The organism is Pseudomonas gingeri (genome assembly GCF_013385425.1).
Taxonomy (GTDB): domain Bacteria; phylum Pseudomonadota; class Gammaproteobacteria; order Pseudomonadales; family Pseudomonadaceae; genus Aquipseudomonas; species Aquipseudomonas gingeri_D.
Genome location: NZ_JACAQA010000016.1, coordinates 47,831 through 64,161 on the forward strand (window position 1 = coordinate 47,831; position 16,331 = coordinate 64,161).

The following is a 16,331-nucleotide window of genomic DNA, read 5'->3' on the forward strand; positions in this document are numbered from 1 at the left end:
ATTACTCCCGACCGTCTTCTGGAAGGGTGTCTTCTGGAGCCGCGCCGTCGACATGTTGATTGTCTTCGGCCACGGCGCGCTCGATCAGCGCCGACAGGTGGGCACCACGCACGACGCTTTCGTCGTAGTGGAAGTGCAACTGCGGCACGCTGCGCAGCTTCATCTCGCGAGCCAGTTGCATGCGCAGGAAGCCCGCCGCCGCGTTGAGCACCTTGATGCTCTGGGCGATGTCTTCCGGGTTGTCCTGGCCCATCACGGTGATGAAGATCTTCGCGTGGCCGACGTCACGGCTGACGTCGACGGCGGTAATGGTGACCAGGCCGACGCGCGGGTCTTTGACTTCACGACGGATCAGTTGCGCGAGCTCACGCTGCATCTGGTCGCCGATACGTTGGGTACGGCTGTATTCTTTTGCCATGTCTTGTTACCTGTAGCTGCCCTGCGGTGAAACCCGCGGGTCTGAAAGCGGCAAACGCCCGGCCTGGCAGAAGCCGGACCGGGCGTTGCGTTTAGAGTCCTGACACCGTGCCGCGCATTTCAATGCGACGGCTCGGCGTGGCCCTTGAAGTGCGCGAGTCAGAGGCTGCGAGCAACCTGGACCTTCTCGTAGACTTCGATCTTGTCACCGACCTTGACGTCGTTGTAGCTCTTCACGCCGATACCGCATTCCATGCCGGCACGCACTTCGGAAGCGTCATCCTTGAAGCGGCGCAGGGATTCCAGCTCGCCTTCGAAGATAACGATGTCTTCACGCAGTACACGGATTGGACGGTTACGGTGAACAACACCCTCGATCACCATGCAACCGGCGATCGCGCCAAACTTCGGCGAGCGGAACACGTCACGCACTTCAGCGGTACCCAGGATGTTCTCGCGAACATCGCTGCCCAGCATACCGGTGAGGGCTTTCTTGACGTCTTCGATGATGTCGTAGATCACGTTGTAGTAACGCATATCCAGACCTTCCTGCTCGACGATCTTCCGTGCGCCAGCATCGGCACGCACGTTGAAGCCGAACAGTACAGCGTTGGAGGCCAGTGCCAGGTTGGCGTCGGACTCGGTGATACCGCCGACACCGCCACCGACAACACGCACTTGCACTTCGTCGTTACCCAGGCCGTTCAAGGCGCCGTTCAACGCTTCCAGCGAACCACGGACGTCGGATTTGAGGACGATGTTAAGCGTCTTCTTCTCTTCCTGGCCCATGTTCTCGAAGATGTTCTCAAGCTTGCCGGCGTGTGCACGGGCCAGTTTGACTTCGCGGAACTTGCCTTGACGGAACAGAGCCACTTCACGGGCTTTCTTCTCGTCGGCAACCACGCTCATCTCGTCGCCAGCGTCCGGGGTACCGTCCAGGCCGAGGATCTCGACCGGGATGGAAGGACCGGCTTCCTTGATCGGCTTGCCGTTCTCGTCGAGCATGGCCCGTACACGGCCATAGTTCGAACCGACCAGGACCATGTCGCCTTGGCGCAGGGTACCGTCTTGAACCAGAACGGTAGCCACCGGGCCACGACCTTTGTCGAGACGCGATTCCACCACGACGCCGCGGCCAGGAGCCGACGGAGTCGCTTTCAGTTCCAGAACTTCGGCTTGCAGCAGGACCGCTTCGAGCAACTCGTCCACGCCGGTACCGACTTTCGCCGAAACCGATACGAACGGGGTGTCGCCGCCCCACTCTTCCGAGGTCACGCCATGAACCGACAGTTCGCTACGGATGCGATCGAGATCGGCGCCCGGCTTGTCGATCTTGTTCACGGCAACCACCAGTGGAACACCGGCAGCCTTGGCGTGCTGGACGGCTTCAATGGTCTGCGGCATTACGCCGTCGTCCGCTGCAACCACCAGGATCACGATGTCAGTGGCCTTGGCACCACGGGCACGCATCGCGGTAAACGCGGCGTGGCCCGGGGTGTCGAGGAAGGTGACCATGCCGCGATCGGTTTCAACGTGGTACGCACCGATGTGCTGGGTGATACCACCGGCTTCGCCGGCCGCTACCTTGGCACGACGGATGTAGTCGAGCAGCGAGGTCTTACCGTGGTCAACGTGGCCCATGACGGTCACGACCGGTGCACGGGAGAACGCTTCACCTTCGAACTTCAGGGACTCGGCCAGGGAATCTTCCAGGGCGGTGTCGCTGACCAGGGTCACTTTGTGGCCCAGTTCTTCAGCAACCAGCTGGGCAGTTTCCTGGTCCAGTACCTGGTTGATGGTGGCCGGGGTACCCAGCTTGAACATGAACTTGATGATTTCAGCAGCCTTGACCGACATCTGCTGGGCGAGATCGCCAACAGTGATGGTCTCGCCGATCTTCACTTCACGCACGATAGGGCCGGTTGGGCTCTGGAAACCGTGGGCGTTGCGTTTCTTCAGCTTGGCCTTGCCGCGACCGCCACGACGGAAACCGTCGCTTTCTTCGTCGGTAGTGCGCGGAGCCACGCGTGGCGCCGGCGCCTTTTCCTTGACCGAAGCACGGTGCGGGGCGTTCTTGCGTTCGCCATCGCCACTGCCGCTACGACGATTGCTATCGTCGGCACGTGGCTTGTCCGGGCGACGCGGTTCTTCGCGCTTGCGCTCGACGGCTGGTGCAGGAGCGGCCGCCGCGACTTCACGGACAGGCTCGGCAGCGACAACAGGTGCCTGGGCAACGGCTTCGACCACCGCAGCGTTACCCGGAGCAGCAGCAGGCTGGCGGCGCGCTTCTTCTTCGGCGCGACGCTTGGCTTCTTCTTCAGCCTTTTGACGAGCCGCATTCTCTACGGCACGACGTTCTTCCAGCTCGCGCTTGCGCTCGGCTTCGATTTCTTCCGGGCTGCGTTGTACGAAGACTTTCTTCTTGCGTACTTCAACGCTGATGCTTTTGCTACCGGCAACACGCAGGGTGCTGGTGGTCTTGCGCTGCAAGGTAATCTTGCGCGGCTCTTCCACTTTAGCCTTGTGGCTGCTTTTCAGGTGAGTCAGCAGCGATTGCTTCTCACTGTCGGTCACATGTTCCTCGGCGGCGGTGTGTGGCAGACCTGCCTCACGCATCTGCTGCAACAGGCGCTCTACCGGTGTTTTGACCTCATCGGCCAGTTGTTTCACCGTGACTTGCGTCATGCACTTCTCTCCTCAGGCCGCGCCTAATTACTCGAACCAATGGGCTCGGGCGGCCATGATCAACTTGCCGGCACGATCATCGTCAATGCCGTCGATGTCGAGCAGGTCGTCAATAGACTGCTCGGCCAGGTCTTCGCGGGTAATTACGCCGCGCACCGCCAGTTCCATCGCCAAATCCTTGTCCATACCCTCAAGCGAGAGCAGGTCTTCGGCCGGATGGGCGTCTGCCAGCTTTTCCTCAGTAGCGATGGCTTTAGTCAACAAACGATCCTTGGCCCGAGCGCGAAGCTCGTTGACGGTGTCTTCGTCAAAGCCATCGATGTTGAGCATTTCTTCCAACGGTACGTAGGCAATCTCTTCCAGGCTGGTAAAGCCTTCATCAACCAGTACCTGCGCCAGATCTTCGTCGACTTCCAGCTCGTCGATGAAGTTGCGCAGAATGTCACCGGTCTCTGCTTGCTGCTTAGCCTGGATGTCCGATTCGGTCATCACATTCAGGGTCCAGCCGGTCAACTGGCTGGCCAGACGCACGTTCTGACCACCGCGACCGATGGCCTGAGCGAGATTGTCTGCGCCGACGGCGATGTCCATCGCGTGGGCATCCTCGTCAACGATAATTGCCGCGACTTCCGCCGGCGACATGGCGTTGATCACGAACTGCGCCGGGTTGTCATCCCACAGGACGATGTCCACGCGCTCGCCGCCCAACTCGCCGGAGACGGCCTGGACGCGCGAACCGCGCATACCAATGCACGCGCCTTGCGGGTCGATGCGTTTGTCCTTGGAGCGGACCGCGATCTTGGCGCGCGAACCCGGGTCACGGGACGCGGCCATCACTTCGATCAGGCCTTCGGCGATTTCCGGCACTTCGATACGGAACAGCTCGATCAGCATTTCCGGCGCGGTACGCGACAGGATCAACTGAGGGCCGCGGTTCTCGGTGCGGATTTCCTTGAGCAGGGCGCGCACGCGCACGCCGACGCGGAAAGTCTCGCGGGAAATGATGTCTTCGCGGGCCAGCAGCGCTTCGGCGTTGTTACCCAGGTCAACGATGACGTTGTCACGGGTGACTTTCTTCACGGTGCCGGAGATGATTTCCCCCAGGCGCTCGCGATAGGCGTCGACGACCTGTGCACGCTCGGCTTCGCGAACCTTCTGCACAATGACTTGCTTGGCGGTCTGAGCGGCGATGCGACCGAATTCGATGGACTCGATCTTGTCTTCGACGACGTCGCCAACCTTGGCGCCTGGGTGGGTTTCTGCGACTTTGCTCGGCCAGGTCTCGATCGCCGGATCATCAAGATCGGCTTCCTCGACGACTGTCCAGCGACGGAAAGTCTCATAGGCACCGGTGTGGCGGTTGATTTCCACACGCAGGTCAACTTCGTCTTCAAAGCGCTTCTTGGTAGCGGTCGCCAGAGCAATCTCCAGCGCCTCAAAAATCACGCTTGCCGGTACACCCTTTTCGTTGGATACCGACTCAACAACCAGCAATACTTCTTTGCTCATCGTACGCCTCGCCTTTCGCAAGCCATTGGATCCGCGGGATCCGCGTCTCAGTCAAAACTGGGAATAATGTTGGCCTTGTCGATCAAATCGATCGGCAACAGGAACTCATGGTCTTCCACCTGCACCACGATGTCCTGCTCTTCCACTCCGCGCAGAAGGCCCTGAAAATTACGTCGACCTTCGAACGGCGAGCGCAACTTTATCTTCACTTGTTCGCCGGCATGCGAGGCAAACTGTTCAAGGGTGAACAGCGGGCGTTCCATGCCAGGAGAGGAAACCTCAAGGGTGTATTCATTGGTGATGGGGTCTTCGACGTCCAGGACACCACTGATCTGGCGGCTGACGATGGCACAGTCGTCCACCAGCACACCGCCTTCTTTATCGATATAAACGCGCAACACGGAATGGCGACCTTGAGCCGAATACTCAATACCCCAGCATTCATAGCCAAGGGCCACGACCACCGGGGCCAACAAGGCCTGCAACTGTTCTAGCTTGCTCGACACCTGAACCCCCTCGTGCATCTCTGTGCATGCAATAGAAATAAACAAAAAATGGGCGAATCGCCCATCCCTGAAACGCCGTCGAACAGCGGCGTCATGAAGTACCCAGCCAACAAAAAGCCCCTGAAAAGGGGCTCCGCTAAAACTGGTTGCGGGGGCCGGATTTGAACCGACGACCTTCGGGTTATGAGCCCGACGAGCTACCAGACTGCTCCACCCCGCGACAAAGCTGGGGCGGAAGTATACGACCGATCCCTTGCAGGGTCAATGTAACCTTCCACCTACAAGAAAGCCCGCAACAGCGGGCTCTCCTGATAATTGGTACCGAGAAGGGGACTCGAACCCCTACACCCTATGGGCACAACCACCTCAAGGTTGCGTGTCTACCAATTCCACCACCTCGGCAATACAACGTTTACAGCATGAAACCCATTTTACTTCTGCTCTGGAGCCTTGGGTACATCAGTCGGTGAGGCCGACTTTGGTTCCTGGAGCACCGGTACATCATCAGATGCCGGTTTCTGCTTTGGCACTTCCAACACCGCTGGGTTTGGCAAACCTACTTGAGTCAGCTCATGAGCTTTCTCTTTAGCAAAGTAACCTAACCCCAAGCTGGTTATGAAGAAACCTGCGGCAAGTATAGCAGTAAACTTACTAAGAAAGGTAGAGGAACCTTGGCTTCCGAACACAGTATTTGAAGCACCTGCCCCGAAAGACGCACCAGCGTCCGCACCTTTACCCTGTTGCAGCAATACCAGAGCGACAACGCCCAGGGCACCCAACAGATGAAGAACGACTACGACTGTTTCCAGCATTTTTTCAGTTTCCCGCGGCGCGACAGATCGCACCGAACTCATCTGCATTCAGGGAAGCCCCACCAATGAGCCCCCCATCGATATCCGGCATGCCGAACAGTTCGACCGCATTGGCCGCCTTCACGCTGCCGCCGTATAGAAGCCGCACACCTTGTGCGACCTCAGAATTCTTTGCCGCCAACTGCGCGCGAATGGCGGCGTGCACATCCTGCGCCTGTTGCGGCGAAGCTGTCAGCCCGGTGCCAATGGCCCAGACCGGTTCGTAAGCGATGACAGCCTTGGCAAAAGCGCCGACACCCAGCTCCTCGATAATACTGTCCAGCTGACGCGAAACCACTTCCAGCGTCTTGCCGGCCTCACGCTGCTCCAGGGTTTCCCCTACACAGAGCACCGGAATCAAACCACAGGCCTGCGCTGCCGCAAACTTGCGGATGAGGACCGCATCCAACTCACCCATGATCAGGCGACGTTCGGAATGCCCTACCAGCACCAGGGAACACCCTGCATCGAGCAACTGACTCGGTGCAACTTCACCGGTCAAGGCGCCCTGCTGGGGCTCCACCGCCGAGTTCTGCGCACCCACCAGAATCGATTTGCCTTCCAAGCCTTCAACCACTTGGCTGATATGCAGGCAAGACGGGAATACCGCCACATCGACACCGCTCGGCAAGGCCAGGTCACGCAGGCCGTTGATCAGCTCGACGACGCTGGCGCGGGTACCGTGCATCTTCCAGTTACCAGCTACCATTGGGCGACGCATGCTGTACCTCGCAGGTCAAAGTGGGCGCAGATGTTACCCAACCACATCCTCACTGGCAAGCCGAAATCAGGCGCAAACTTCAGTCACCAGTTTTGCCAGTGCATCGGCGTGACCACGGACCATCGCTTCGTCCTCGCCTTCGACCATTACCCGCACCAGCGGCTCGGTACCGGACTTGCGCAACAGCACCCGGCCGCGACCGTTCATGGCCTCGGTGACACGCTCGCAAGCCTGCATCACCTTCGGGTGTTTGACCGGGTCGACGCCGCCGGCAAAACGCACATTGACCAGCACCTGCGGGCACTTGCGCAGCGCCTGGCGCGCCTGGGCCAGACCTTCGCCACGGCGGCGCAGGGCCATCAGGGTTTGCAACGCGGCGATGATCGCATCACCGGTAGTGGTGTGATTCAGGCAGAGAATATGCCCGGAGTTTTCACCCCCCACCAGCCAGTTGCGCTCCAGCAACTCGGCAATCACATAACGGTCGCCGACATTGGCGCGCACGAACGGGATATCCAGCTCCTTGAAGGCCAGCTCGAGCCCCAGGTTGCTCATCAAGGTACCGACCACACCGCCGTTCAGCTTGCCGCGCTCGGCCATATCCCGGGCAATGATGAACACCAGTTCGTCACCATCCACCACGGCACCGGTGTGATCGACCATCAACACCCGATCGCCGTCGCCGTCGAAGGCGATGCCCAGGTCCGCCTGCTCGGCCAGCACCGCCGCCTGCAGCGACTTCATATGGGTCGAACCGCAGTTGTCGTTGATGTTCAGACCGTTGGGCGCCGCCGACAGGGCGACGACCTGCGCGCCCAGTTCGCGAAACACACTCGGCGCGACCTTGTAGGTGGCGCCGTGGGCACAGTCGATAACAATCTTCAGGCCCGCGAGATTGGTCCCCGACGGCACACTGCTCTTGCAGAATTCGATATAGCGACCAGCCGCGTCATTGATCCGCGAGACCTTGCCGAGCTTTTCCGACTCGACCACGGTCATCGGCGCATCGAGCAATTCCTCGATCATCAGTTCGACATCATCCGGCAGCTTGGTGCCCGCGCCAGAGAAAAACTTGATGCCGTTGTCGTCATGGGGGTTGTGCGACGCGCTGATCACGATCCCCGCCTCGGCATGAAAGGTCCGGGTCAGGTAGGCGATGGCCGGCGTCGGCATCGGCCCCAGCAGCATCACATCGGCGCCGGCAGCGGAAAGACCGGCTTCCAGGGCGGACTCGAACATATAGCCGGAGATCCGCGTGTCCTTGCCAACCAGCACCTTGCAGGCACCCAGCTTGCGGAACGCCATGCCGGCGGCCCAACCGAGCTTGAGCATGAAGTCCGGGGTGATCGGGTACTGCCCTACGCGCCCACGAATACCGTCGGTGCCGAAGTATTTTTTCTTCATCAGAACTCCATCGTTCTTATTGTGCAGCGTCGACGGCAGCAATCATGCGCACCACGTCGACCGTTTCGGCGACATCGTGCACACGAAGAATCCGTGCGCCCTTGCTTATCGCCAATGCCGCCAGGGCCAGGCCGCCGTACAGGCGTTCACCGACCGGGCGACCGAGGGCCTGTCCTATCATGCTCTTGCGCGAGACGCCGACCAATAGCGGCCGCCCCAGGGCATGCAAGGCTTCCATATGCTTGAACAGGCTCAGGTTGTGCGCCAGGGTCTTGGCAAAGCCAAACCCCGGGTCGAGCACAATGCGCTCGGCGGCGATACCGGCTGCCGCGCATACCGCCATGTGCTCGGCGAGAAAATCCACCACCTCGCGCGTGACGTCGTCGTAGTGGGGATTGTCCTGCATATTGCCCGGCTCGCCGAGCATATGCATCAGACAGACCGGCAAGCCGGTAGACGCAGCAGCCTGCAGGGCACCGTCACGCCGCAACGAGCGCACGTCATTGATCAGGCCCGCGCCCAAGCGAGCGCTCTCCAGCATGACCTGCGGCGTGGACGTATCGACCGAGATGATCACATCCAGTTCCCGATGGATACGCTCGACCACCGGCGCGACACGCTCCAGCTCCTCCAGAGGAGAAACCACGGGCGCACCGGGACGGGTCGACTCGCCACCGATATCGATCAGCGTCGCCCCCGCCTCGACCATGGCCTGCGCGTGGCGCAAGGCGGCATCGAGGTGGTTGAAACGACCGCCATCGGAAAAGGAATCAGGGGTGACGTTGAGGATGCCCATGACATGCGTCCGGGCCAAATCAAGAACCCGGTTGCCGCAAGGCAACCGGGTCGAGGACTGAACAGAAGTCATTTCAAACCTTAATGATCAGCCGCGGGGCCGCCGATCGGCGTTTCTGGTCGTTCGTTCTGGACCACCGGCGGAGTACCCGAGGTGCCCGAACCGCCTTCCCAATCGCGTGGTTCACGCGGCGGGCGACCAGCCATGATGTCGTCGATCTGCTCGGCATCGATGGTTTCGTACTTCATCAGCGCGTCCGCCATGGCGTCGAGCTTGTCGCGGTTATCCGTCAGGATCTGCTTGGCCGTGCCGTAGCACTGGTCAATGATGCTGCGCACTTCCGAATCGATCAGCTTGGCCGTTTCGCCGGAGAAGCTGGCATTCTGACCGCCACCGCCACGACCCAGGAATACTTCCTGGTCTTCCTCGGCGTACATCAGCGGACCCAGTTTCTCGGACAGGCCCCACTTGGTGACCATGTTCCGGGCAATCTGGCTGGCACGCATGATGTCGTTGGAGGCGCCGGTGGTGACACCGTCGAAGCCCAGGGTCATCTCTTCAGCGATACGGCCGCCATACAGCGAGCAGATCTGGCTGATCAGCGCACGCTTGGACAGGCTGTAGCGATCTTCTTCCGGCAGGAACATGGTCACACCCAGCGCACGACCGCGCGGGATGATAGAGACCTTGTAGACCGGATCATGCTCGGGCACCACACGACCGACAATGGCATGACCGGCCTCGTGATACGCGGTGTTCTGTTTTTCCTTCTCGGACATGACCATGGATTTGCGCTCGGCGCCCATCATGATCTTGTCTTTCGCCAGTTCGAACTCTTTCATCTCGACGATGCGCTTGCCGGCACGCGCGGCGAACAGGGAAGCCTCGTTCACCAGGTTGGCCAGGTCGGCACCGGAGAAGCCCGGCGTACCGCGTGCAATCACCCCTGGCGCGACGTCGTCGCCCATGGGCACCTTGCGCATATGCACTTTGAGAATCTGTTCGCGACCGCGGATATCCGGCAGACCAACGACCACCTGACGGTCGAAGCGACCAGGACGCAGCAGCGCCGGGTCGAGTACGTCAGGACGGTTGGTGGCGGCAATCACGATGATGCCGTCGTTCATCTCGAAACCGTCCATCTCCACCAGCAACTGGTTGAGGGTCTGTTCGCGCTCGTCATGACCACCGCCCATGCCGGCACCACGGTGACGACCGACCGCATCGATTTCATCGATGAAGATGATGCAAGGCGCGTGTTTCTTCGCCTGCTCGAACATGTCACGGACACGGCTGGCACCGACACCGACGAACATCTCGACGAAATCGGAACCGGAAATAGTGAAGAACGGCACCTTGGCTTCGCCGGCAATCGCCTTGGCCAGCAAGGTTTTACCGGTACCCGGAGGACCGACCATCAGCACGCCGCGAGGAATCCGGCCGCCCAGGCGCTGGAACTTGCCCGGATCGCGGAGGAACTCCACCAGCTCGCCGACTTCTTCCTTGGCTTCGTCGCAACCGGCGACGTCGGCCAGGGTGGTTTTCACCTGGTCTTCGGAAAGCAGGCGCGCCTTGCTCTTGCCGAAACTCATCGGCCCGCCCTTGCCGCCCGCACCGCCCTGCATCTGGCGCATGAAGAACATGAACACCGCGATGATCACCAGGATCGGGAAGCTGGCGACCAGCAATTGGGTCCAGATGCTCTGCTGCTCAGGCTGCTTGCCTTCGACCACGACGTGGTTGTCCACCAGGTCGCCGATCAGGCCATTGTCCTGGATGGCCGGACGGATGGTCTTGAAGCTGTCGCCATCGTTGCGCTTGCCGGTGATCACGTAGCCGTCCACGGCAACGCGCTCGACTTTGCCATCCTTGACCTGCTGGATGAAGTCGGAGTAGTTGAGGGTCTGCGGCTCGTTAGGACTGGAGAAGTTGTTCATCACCGTCACCAGGACAGCCGCGATGATCAACCACAGGATCAGATTCTTTGCCATATCGTTCAATTAACTACCCTCATGAAGCGGGATCCGCTACTGGCGCGCGCTTCGCATGATATTCACCGGCATAACTTACTACATTACCTACAGATCCTGCAGGCGCCGTCTGTAACCCTTTGTGAAACAATCACTACACAATATGCGCTTATTCTCACGGGGCGAAATACGAAAAACCTATCGCCCCGGCCAAGAACCTCGTCTTACTCGATCCGTCCGCGGAAGCCACGACCCAGCAGATACTGCTCGCGGGACCGATCACGGGAAGACGACGGCTTGCGCGTCTGGACCTTTTCAAACAGTTTGCGGAAGTTCTTGTGGTACTCGTCGAAGCCTTCGCCCTGGAAAACCTTGATCAAAAAATCACCACCGGGGCGTAGGACGCGTCCGGCGAGATCGAGAGCCAGTTCACAAAGGAACATCGAACGCGGCATATCCACTTCGGGTGTACCACTCATATTGGGGGCCATATCGGAAATCACAAGGTCCACCTCGGAATTTCCCACTGCCGCGAGGATTTCAGCCAGGACGGAGTCCTCGGTGAAGTCGCCCTTGATGAAGGTCACATCGGGGATGCTGTCCATGTCCAGGATGTCGGACGCGATCAGACGACCCTTGCCACCAATCAGACGACTGGTCACCTGGGACCAGCCACCCGGCGCCGCGCCGAGGTCGATCACGGTCATGCCCGGGCGAATGATCCGGTCCTTCTCCTGGATCTCCAGCAATTTGTAGCTGGCCCGGGAGCGGTAGCCGTCTTTTTGCGCCATTTTGACGTATGGATCGTTGAAATGTTCTTTCAGCCAGTTAAGGCTAGTCTTGGAACGGGCCACGGGCCACCTCGAAAAAATAGTCGAATCGCGATTAACTGGGCGGTCCCGGACGCGCTCGGGTAAACTGGCCGCCGCTTTTTACAAGATCAGACGCAGGGGTCAGATTATGCCGCTCACTCAAGAGCAGAAGAAACAGTACAAATCCATCGGCCACCATCTGAAACCAGTATTGACTGTGGCTGACAACGGTTTGACCGAAGGTGTGTTAGCCGAGCTTGAACGCGCATTGGGCGATCATGAGCTGATCAAGATCAAGCTCAATATCCTCGACCGCGAATCGCGCCTGGAGGCCATTGCGCAACTGTGCAAGGCCGGCAAGGCGGATCTGGTGCAAGTCATCGGCAAGATGGCGCTGCTGTATCGCAAGAACTTCAGCGTCAACAAGCAGTTGTCCAACGTCCATCGCTTCAAGTGACGTAGACGGGTCAAGGGTACGCCGTGCGTACCCTGCCACTCTCGCCCGGCACCGGTTGCAGCACCAGCACCAGGCCGCAAAGGCCGAGCACCAGGTAACTGAACAACTGCCAGCGCAATGCATCCGGCAGCCAGGTACGCACCGCGAAATACATCCCGCACGCATACAGCGACATCAGCAGCAATTGCCCGCGCGTATCGCGCCAGAGGCTTGCCCGGCCTTCGGCCTGGAGCAACACCAAGGTCTGCACGATCACACACACCGTGGCAAACCCTATCAATAAAGAGCCCAGCAGGCTATTGATCTCGTCGATCAGCAGCGGTGCCAGGCCGATTTTCGTCAACACCGGCAACAAGCCGATGTGCAGCAGCCACAGGCCGCCGACCCAGAGCATCTGGGTCAGCTGCCAGAGCATGGCGCCCGCACGTAGCGGGCGCCGGCGTTCAGATGTGGCGGACTTCAACAATCTCGTACTCGATAACGCCACTCGGCGTTTTGACAGCCACCACGTCACCCTCTTCCTTGGCAATCAAGGCGCGGGCCAGCGGTGAGCCGACGGAGATCTTGCCGAGTTTGAAGTCGGCTTCGTCTTCACCCACGATATGGTAAACCACGCTTTCGTCGGTTTCGACGTTGGCGATTTCCACGGTGGTGCCAAAAATCACCTTGCCGGTGTGCGGGATGGTCGTGACGTCGATGATCACCGCGTTCTGCATGCGACCTTCGATGTCACGGATCCGCGCCTCGACCATACCCTGCTGCTCGCGAGCAGCGTGGTATTCGGCGTTTTCCTTCAAGTCACCCAGCTCGCGGGCCGTACCGATGTCCTGGCTCAGCTTCGGACGGACGACCTTGGTCAGGTGAGCATGCTCTTCTTCCAGGGCTTTCGCGCCCTGGACGGTCATGGGGTATTTGATCATGCCTTCAATCCTGCGTGTAGATCCTGCAAGCGACGCACGGTCTTCTCCGGACCGAACTTGAGCGCTTCGCAGATGGCTTCGCCAGCAGCAATGGTAGTGGTGCAGTAGATCTTGTGCTGCAGCGCGTTACGACGAATGGAGTACGAGTCAGCGATCGACTGACGGCCTTCGGTCGTGTTGATGATCAGGGTGACTTCGTCATTCTTGATCATGTCGACGACGTGCGGACGACCTTCCGTCACCTTGTTGACCCGGCGCACTTTCAGCCCGGCCGCTTCGATCAGCTTGGCCGTGCCGGCAGTGGCCACCACTTCGAAGCCCAAGTTGATCAGATCACGGGCCACGCCTGCAACCAGTGGCTTGTCGTCATCACGCACGCTGATAAAGGCGGTACCGCCGGTCGGCAGCACTTCGCTGGCACCCATCTGGGCCTTGGCGAAGGCTTCGCCGAAGGTGTCGCCAACGCCCATCACTTCACCGGTGGACTTCATCTCAGGGCCCAGGATCGGGTCCACGCCAGGGAATTTGGCGAAGGGGAACACCGCCTCTTTCACGCTGTAGAAGTTCGGAATGATTTCCTTGGTGAAGTTCAGCTCCTTCAGGGTCTTACCGGCCATCACGCGGGCGGCGATCATGGCCAGGGAGACACCGATGCACTTGGAGACGAACGGCACGGTCCGCGAGGCGCGCGGGTTGACTTCGATGACGTAGATATCTTCGCCTTGCAAGGCCAACTGCACGTTCATCAGGCCGACAACGCCCAATTCCAGGGCCATTTTCTTGACCTGGTCGCGCATCTCGTCCTGGATGTGCGCCGGCAGCGAGTACGGCGGCAGCGAGCACGCGGAGTCACCGGAGTGAACGCCGGCCTGTTCGATGTGCTGCATGATCGCGCCGATCACCACGTCGGTGCCGTCGCAGACCGCATCCACGTCCATTTCGATGGCGCAGTTGAGGAAGTGGTCCAGCAACACCGGGCTGTCGTTGGAGACTTTCACCGCATCACGCAGGTAACGCTTGAGCTCTTCTTCTTCGTAGACGATTTCCATCGCCCGGCCGCCCAGTACGTAGGACGGACGCACCACCAGCGGGTAACCGATCTTGCTGGCGGCACGAATCGCTTCGTCTTCGCTGCGCACGGTGGCGTTTGGCGGCTGACGCAGGTTCAGGCGCTCGACCATCTGCTGGAAGCGCTCACGGTCTTCGGCACGGTCGATGGCGTCAGGGCTCGTGCCGATGATCGGCACGCCGGCCGCTTCCAGGGCACGCGCCAGTTTCAACGGGGTCTGGCCGCCGTACTGGACGATCACACCTTTCGGCTTCTCGACACGGACGATTTCCAGCACGTCTTCCAGGGTCACCGGCTCGAAGTACAGGCGATCGGAGGTGTCGTAGTCGGTGGACACGGTTTCCGGGTTGCAGTTGACCATGATGGTCTCGTACCCGTCTTCGCGCAGCGCCAGGGCCGCGTGTACACAGCAGTAGTCGAACTCGATGCCCTGGCCGATACGGTTCGGACCGCCGCCGAGGATCATGATCTTGTCGCGACCCGATGGCGCGGCCTCGCACTCTTCTTCATACGTCGAGTAGAGGTAGGCGGTGTCGGTGGCGAACTCGGCCGCGCAGGTGTCGACGCGCTTGTAGACCGGGAACACTTCCAGCTTGTGACGGTGGGTCCGCAGGTTTTTCTCGGTCACGCCCAGCAGCTTGGCCAGACGCATGTCGGAGAAGCCCTTGCGCTTGAGGCGGAACATCAGGTCGCGGTCGATGGCCGACAGACCCAGGGTCTTGACCTTCTCTTCGTCCTTGATCAGATCTTCGATCTGCACCAGGAACCACGGATCGATCATGTTCATGCCGAAGATTTCTTCGACGGTCATGCCAGCGCGGAAGGCATCGGCCACGTACCAGATACGCTCGGCGCCCGGCACGGTCAGCTCGCGCTTGAGCACGTTCATGCTTTCCGGGTTGCTCAGGTCGAGCTTCTCGTCCAGGCCGCAAACACCCACTTCCAGGCCGCGCAGGGCTTTCTGCAGGGATTCCTGGAAGGTCCGGCCGATGGCCATGACTTCACCGACCGACTTCATCTGGGTGGTCAGGCGGGCGTCGGCTTTCGGGAACTTCTCGAAGGCGAAGCGCGGCAGCTTGGTCACGACGTAGTCGATGGACGGTTCGAAGGACGCCGGAGTCTTGCCGCCGGTGATGTCGTTCGACAGTTCGTCCAGGGTGTAACCCACGGCCAGCTTGGCCGCGACCTTGGCGATCGGGAAGCCGGTGGCTTTCGAAGCCAGGGCCGAGGAACGCGATACCCGCGGGTTCATTTCGATCACGACCATGCGGCCGGTGTTCGGGCAGATGCCGAACTGAACGTTGGAACCACCGGTTTCCACGCCGATCTCGCGCAGTACCGCCAGGGAGGCGTTACGCAGGATCTGGTATTCCTTGTCGGTCAGGGTCTGTGCCGGCGCAACGGTGATCGAGTCACCGGTGTGCACGCCCATCGGGTCGAAGTTCTCGATGGAGCAGACGATGATGCAGTTGTCCTTTTTATCGCGGACCACCTCCATCTCGTACTCTTTCCAGCCGATCAGCGACTCGTCGATCAGCAGTTCCTTGGTCGGCGACAGGTCCAGGCCACGGGCGCAGATTTCTTCGAACTCTTCACGGTTGTAGGCGATACCGCCACCGGTGCCGCCCATGGTGAAGGACGGACGGATGATGCACGGGAAGCCAAGCTTCTCGAGGACCGCATTGGCCTCTTCCATGCTGTGGGCGATACCGGAACGCGGGCAGTCCAGGCCGATGGATTTCATCGCCTTGTCGAAGCGCGAACGGTCTTCGGCCTTGTCGATGGTGTCGGCGTTGGCACCGATCATTTCCACGCCGAACTTCTCGAGCACGCCTTCGCGCTCCAGGTCCAGGGCGCAGTTCAGGGCGGTCTGGCCACCCATGGTCGGCAGCAGGGCGTCCGGACGCTCCTTCTCGATGATCTTGGCCACGGTCTGCCACTTGATCGGTTCGATGTAGGTGGCGTCGGCCATGGCCGGGTCGGTCATGATGGTGGCCGGGTTCGAGTTCACCAGGATGACGCGGTAACCCTCTTCGCGCAGGGCCTTGCAGGCCTGGGCGCCGGAGTAGTCGAATTCACAGGCCTGGCCGATCACGATCGGGCCGGCACCGAGAATCAGGATGCTTTTTATGTCTGTACGTTTTGGCATGGGTTTGTCACTCAAATCCGCAGGTCAGTCGGCAAGCCGTTGAACAATCCTAGAAGAGACCCGGG

Annotated in this window: 14 protein-coding genes and 2 tRNA genes; 1 reads left to right on the forward strand and 15 read right to left on the reverse strand. The window is 60.2% G+C overall.

The window, feature by feature from the left end; translation table 11 throughout:
* Position 1 precedes the first annotated feature (1 nt).
* The 12 genes from rbfA to rlmE all read right to left on the reverse strand — a co-directional run bounded on the left by rbfA (position 2) and on the right by rlmE (position 11,713).
* A complete protein-coding gene (rbfA, locus tag HX830_RS19530; protein ID WP_100939594.1) occupies positions 2–418 on the reverse strand; it encodes a 30S ribosome-binding factor RbfA in 417 nt (138 codons plus the stop codon).
* Between the two features lie 158 nt (positions 419–576).
* Positions 577–3,102 (reverse strand): translation initiation factor IF-2, encoded by a 2,526-nt coding sequence (gene infB / locus HX830_RS19535; protein WP_103495486.1) that lies wholly within the window; start codon positions 3,100–3,102, stop codon positions 577–579.
* A 27-nt stretch (positions 3,103–3,129) separates the two neighbouring features.
* The gene (gene nusA / locus HX830_RS19540) at positions 3,130–4,611 is read right to left on the reverse strand and encodes a transcription termination factor NusA (RefSeq protein ID WP_100939596.1); all 1,482 of its coding nucleotides are present in this window, start codon (positions 4,609–4,611) and stop codon (positions 3,130–3,132) included.
* A gap of 47 nt (positions 4,612–4,658) precedes the next feature.
* A complete protein-coding gene (rimP, locus tag HX830_RS19545; RefSeq protein WP_177102043.1) occupies positions 4,659–5,117 on the reverse strand; it encodes a ribosome maturation factor RimP in 459 nt (152 codons plus the stop codon).
* Between the two features lie 143 nt (positions 5,118–5,260).
* Positions 5,261–5,337, reverse strand: a tRNA-Met gene (locus HX830_RS19550).
* A gap of 96 nt (positions 5,338–5,433) precedes the next feature.
* Positions 5,434–5,519, reverse strand: a tRNA-Leu gene (locus HX830_RS19555).
* 29 nt (positions 5,520–5,548) lie between these two features.
* Positions 5,549–5,929 carry a preprotein translocase subunit SecG gene (gene secG, locus HX830_RS19560; protein WP_100939598.1) on the reverse strand — a complete coding sequence of 127 codons (381 nt, stop codon included), beginning with the start codon at positions 5,927–5,929 and terminating at the stop codon, positions 5,549–5,551.
* A 4-nt stretch (positions 5,930–5,933) separates the two neighbouring features.
* Complete coding sequence (gene tpiA, locus HX830_RS19565) at positions 5,934–6,689, reverse strand: triose-phosphate isomerase (RefSeq protein WP_177102009.1); 756 nt, start codon at positions 6,687–6,689, stop codon at positions 5,934–5,936.
* A gap of 66 nt (positions 6,690–6,755) precedes the next feature.
* Positions 6,756–8,093 (reverse strand): phosphoglucosamine mutase, encoded by a 1,338-nt coding sequence (gene glmM / locus HX830_RS19570; RefSeq protein WP_177102011.1) that lies wholly within the window; start codon positions 8,091–8,093, stop codon positions 6,756–6,758.
* 16 nt (positions 8,094–8,109) lie between these two features.
* On the reverse strand, positions 8,110–8,961 hold the full coding sequence (gene folP / locus HX830_RS19575; RefSeq protein WP_177102013.1) for a dihydropteroate synthase: 852 nt from the start codon (positions 8,959–8,961) through the stop codon (positions 8,110–8,112).
* A gap of 8 nt (positions 8,962–8,969) precedes the next feature.
* Complete coding sequence (gene ftsH / locus HX830_RS19580; RefSeq protein ID WP_103494953.1) at positions 8,970–10,880, reverse strand: ATP-dependent zinc metalloprotease FtsH; 1,911 nt, start codon at positions 10,878–10,880, stop codon at positions 8,970–8,972.
* A gap of 203 nt (positions 10,881–11,083) precedes the next feature.
* Positions 11,084–11,713, reverse strand: coding sequence for a 23S rRNA (uridine(2552)-2'-O)-methyltransferase RlmE (gene rlmE / locus HX830_RS19585; RefSeq protein ID WP_177102015.1), 630 nt, complete (start codon positions 11,711–11,713; stop codon positions 11,084–11,086).
* Between the two features lie 106 nt (positions 11,714–11,819).
* Between rlmE and yhbY the strand changes: the two genes are divergently transcribed.
* On the forward strand, positions 11,820–12,128 hold the full coding sequence (gene yhbY / locus HX830_RS19590; protein WP_100939603.1) for a ribosome assembly RNA-binding protein YhbY: 309 nt from the start codon (positions 11,820–11,822) through the stop codon (positions 12,126–12,128).
* A gap of 10 nt (positions 12,129–12,138) precedes the next feature.
* On the opposite strand, the gene HX830_RS19595 is transcribed toward yhbY, so the two are convergent.
* Genes HX830_RS19595 through carB form a run of 3 tightly spaced genes read right to left on the reverse strand, consistent with a single transcriptional unit; the run spans position 12,139 to position 16,266 of the window.
* Positions 12,139–12,543 carry an MFS transporter gene (locus tag HX830_RS19595; protein WP_152737628.1) on the reverse strand — a complete coding sequence of 135 codons (405 nt, stop codon included), beginning with the start codon at positions 12,541–12,543 and terminating at the stop codon, positions 12,139–12,141.
* Between the two features lie 28 nt (positions 12,544–12,571).
* A complete protein-coding gene (gene greA / locus HX830_RS19600) occupies positions 12,572–13,048 on the reverse strand; it encodes a transcription elongation factor GreA (protein ID WP_103494936.1) in 477 nt (158 codons plus the stop codon).
* Positions 13,045–16,266, reverse strand: coding sequence for a carbamoyl-phosphate synthase large subunit (carB, locus tag HX830_RS19605; protein WP_103494937.1), 3,222 nt, complete (start codon positions 16,264–16,266; stop codon positions 13,045–13,047). Before carB ends, greA begins: the two co-directional genes overlap by 4 nt.
* Positions 16,267–16,331: the final 65 nt, after the last annotated feature.

Coding starts and splice junctions, on each gene's coding strand:
- rbfA (WP_100939594.1), bottom strand. CDS start 418: ATGGCAAAAGAATACAGCCGTACCCAACGTATCGGCGACCAGATGCAG.
- infB (WP_103495486.1), bottom strand. CDS start 3,102: ATGACGCAAGTCACGGTGAAACAACTGGCCGATGAGGTCAAAACACCG.
- nusA (WP_100939596.1), bottom strand. CDS start 4,611: ATGAGCAAAGAAGTATTGCTGGTTGTTGAGTCGGTATCCAACGAAAAG.
- secG (WP_100939598.1), bottom strand. CDS start 5,929: ATGCTGGAAACAGTCGTAGTCGTTCTTCATCTGTTGGGTGCCCTGGGC.
- tpiA (WP_177102009.1), bottom strand. CDS start 6,689: ATGCGTCGCCCAATGGTAGCTGGTAACTGGAAGATGCACGGTACCCGC.
- glmM (WP_177102011.1), bottom strand. CDS start 8,093: ATGAAGAAAAAATACTTCGGCACCGACGGTATTCGTGGGCGCGTAGGG.
- folP (WP_177102013.1), bottom strand. CDS start 8,961: ATGACTTCTGTTCAGTCCTCGACCCGGTTGCCTTGCGGCAACCGGGTT.
- ftsH (WP_103494953.1), bottom strand. CDS start 10,880: ATGGCAAAGAATCTGATCCTGTGGTTGATCATCGCGGCTGTCCTGGTG.
- yhbY (WP_100939603.1), top strand. CDS start 11,820: ATGCCGCTCACTCAAGAGCAGAAGAAACAGTACAAATCCATCGGCCAC.
- HX830_RS19595 (WP_152737628.1), bottom strand. CDS start 12,543: ATGCTCTGGCAGCTGACCCAGATGCTCTGGGTCGGCGGCCTGTGGCTG.
- greA (WP_103494936.1), bottom strand. CDS start 13,048: ATGATCAAATACCCCATGACCGTCCAGGGCGCGAAAGCCCTGGAAGAA.
- carB (WP_103494937.1), bottom strand. CDS start 16,266: ATGCCAAAACGTACAGACATAAAAAGCATCCTGATTCTCGGTGCCGGC.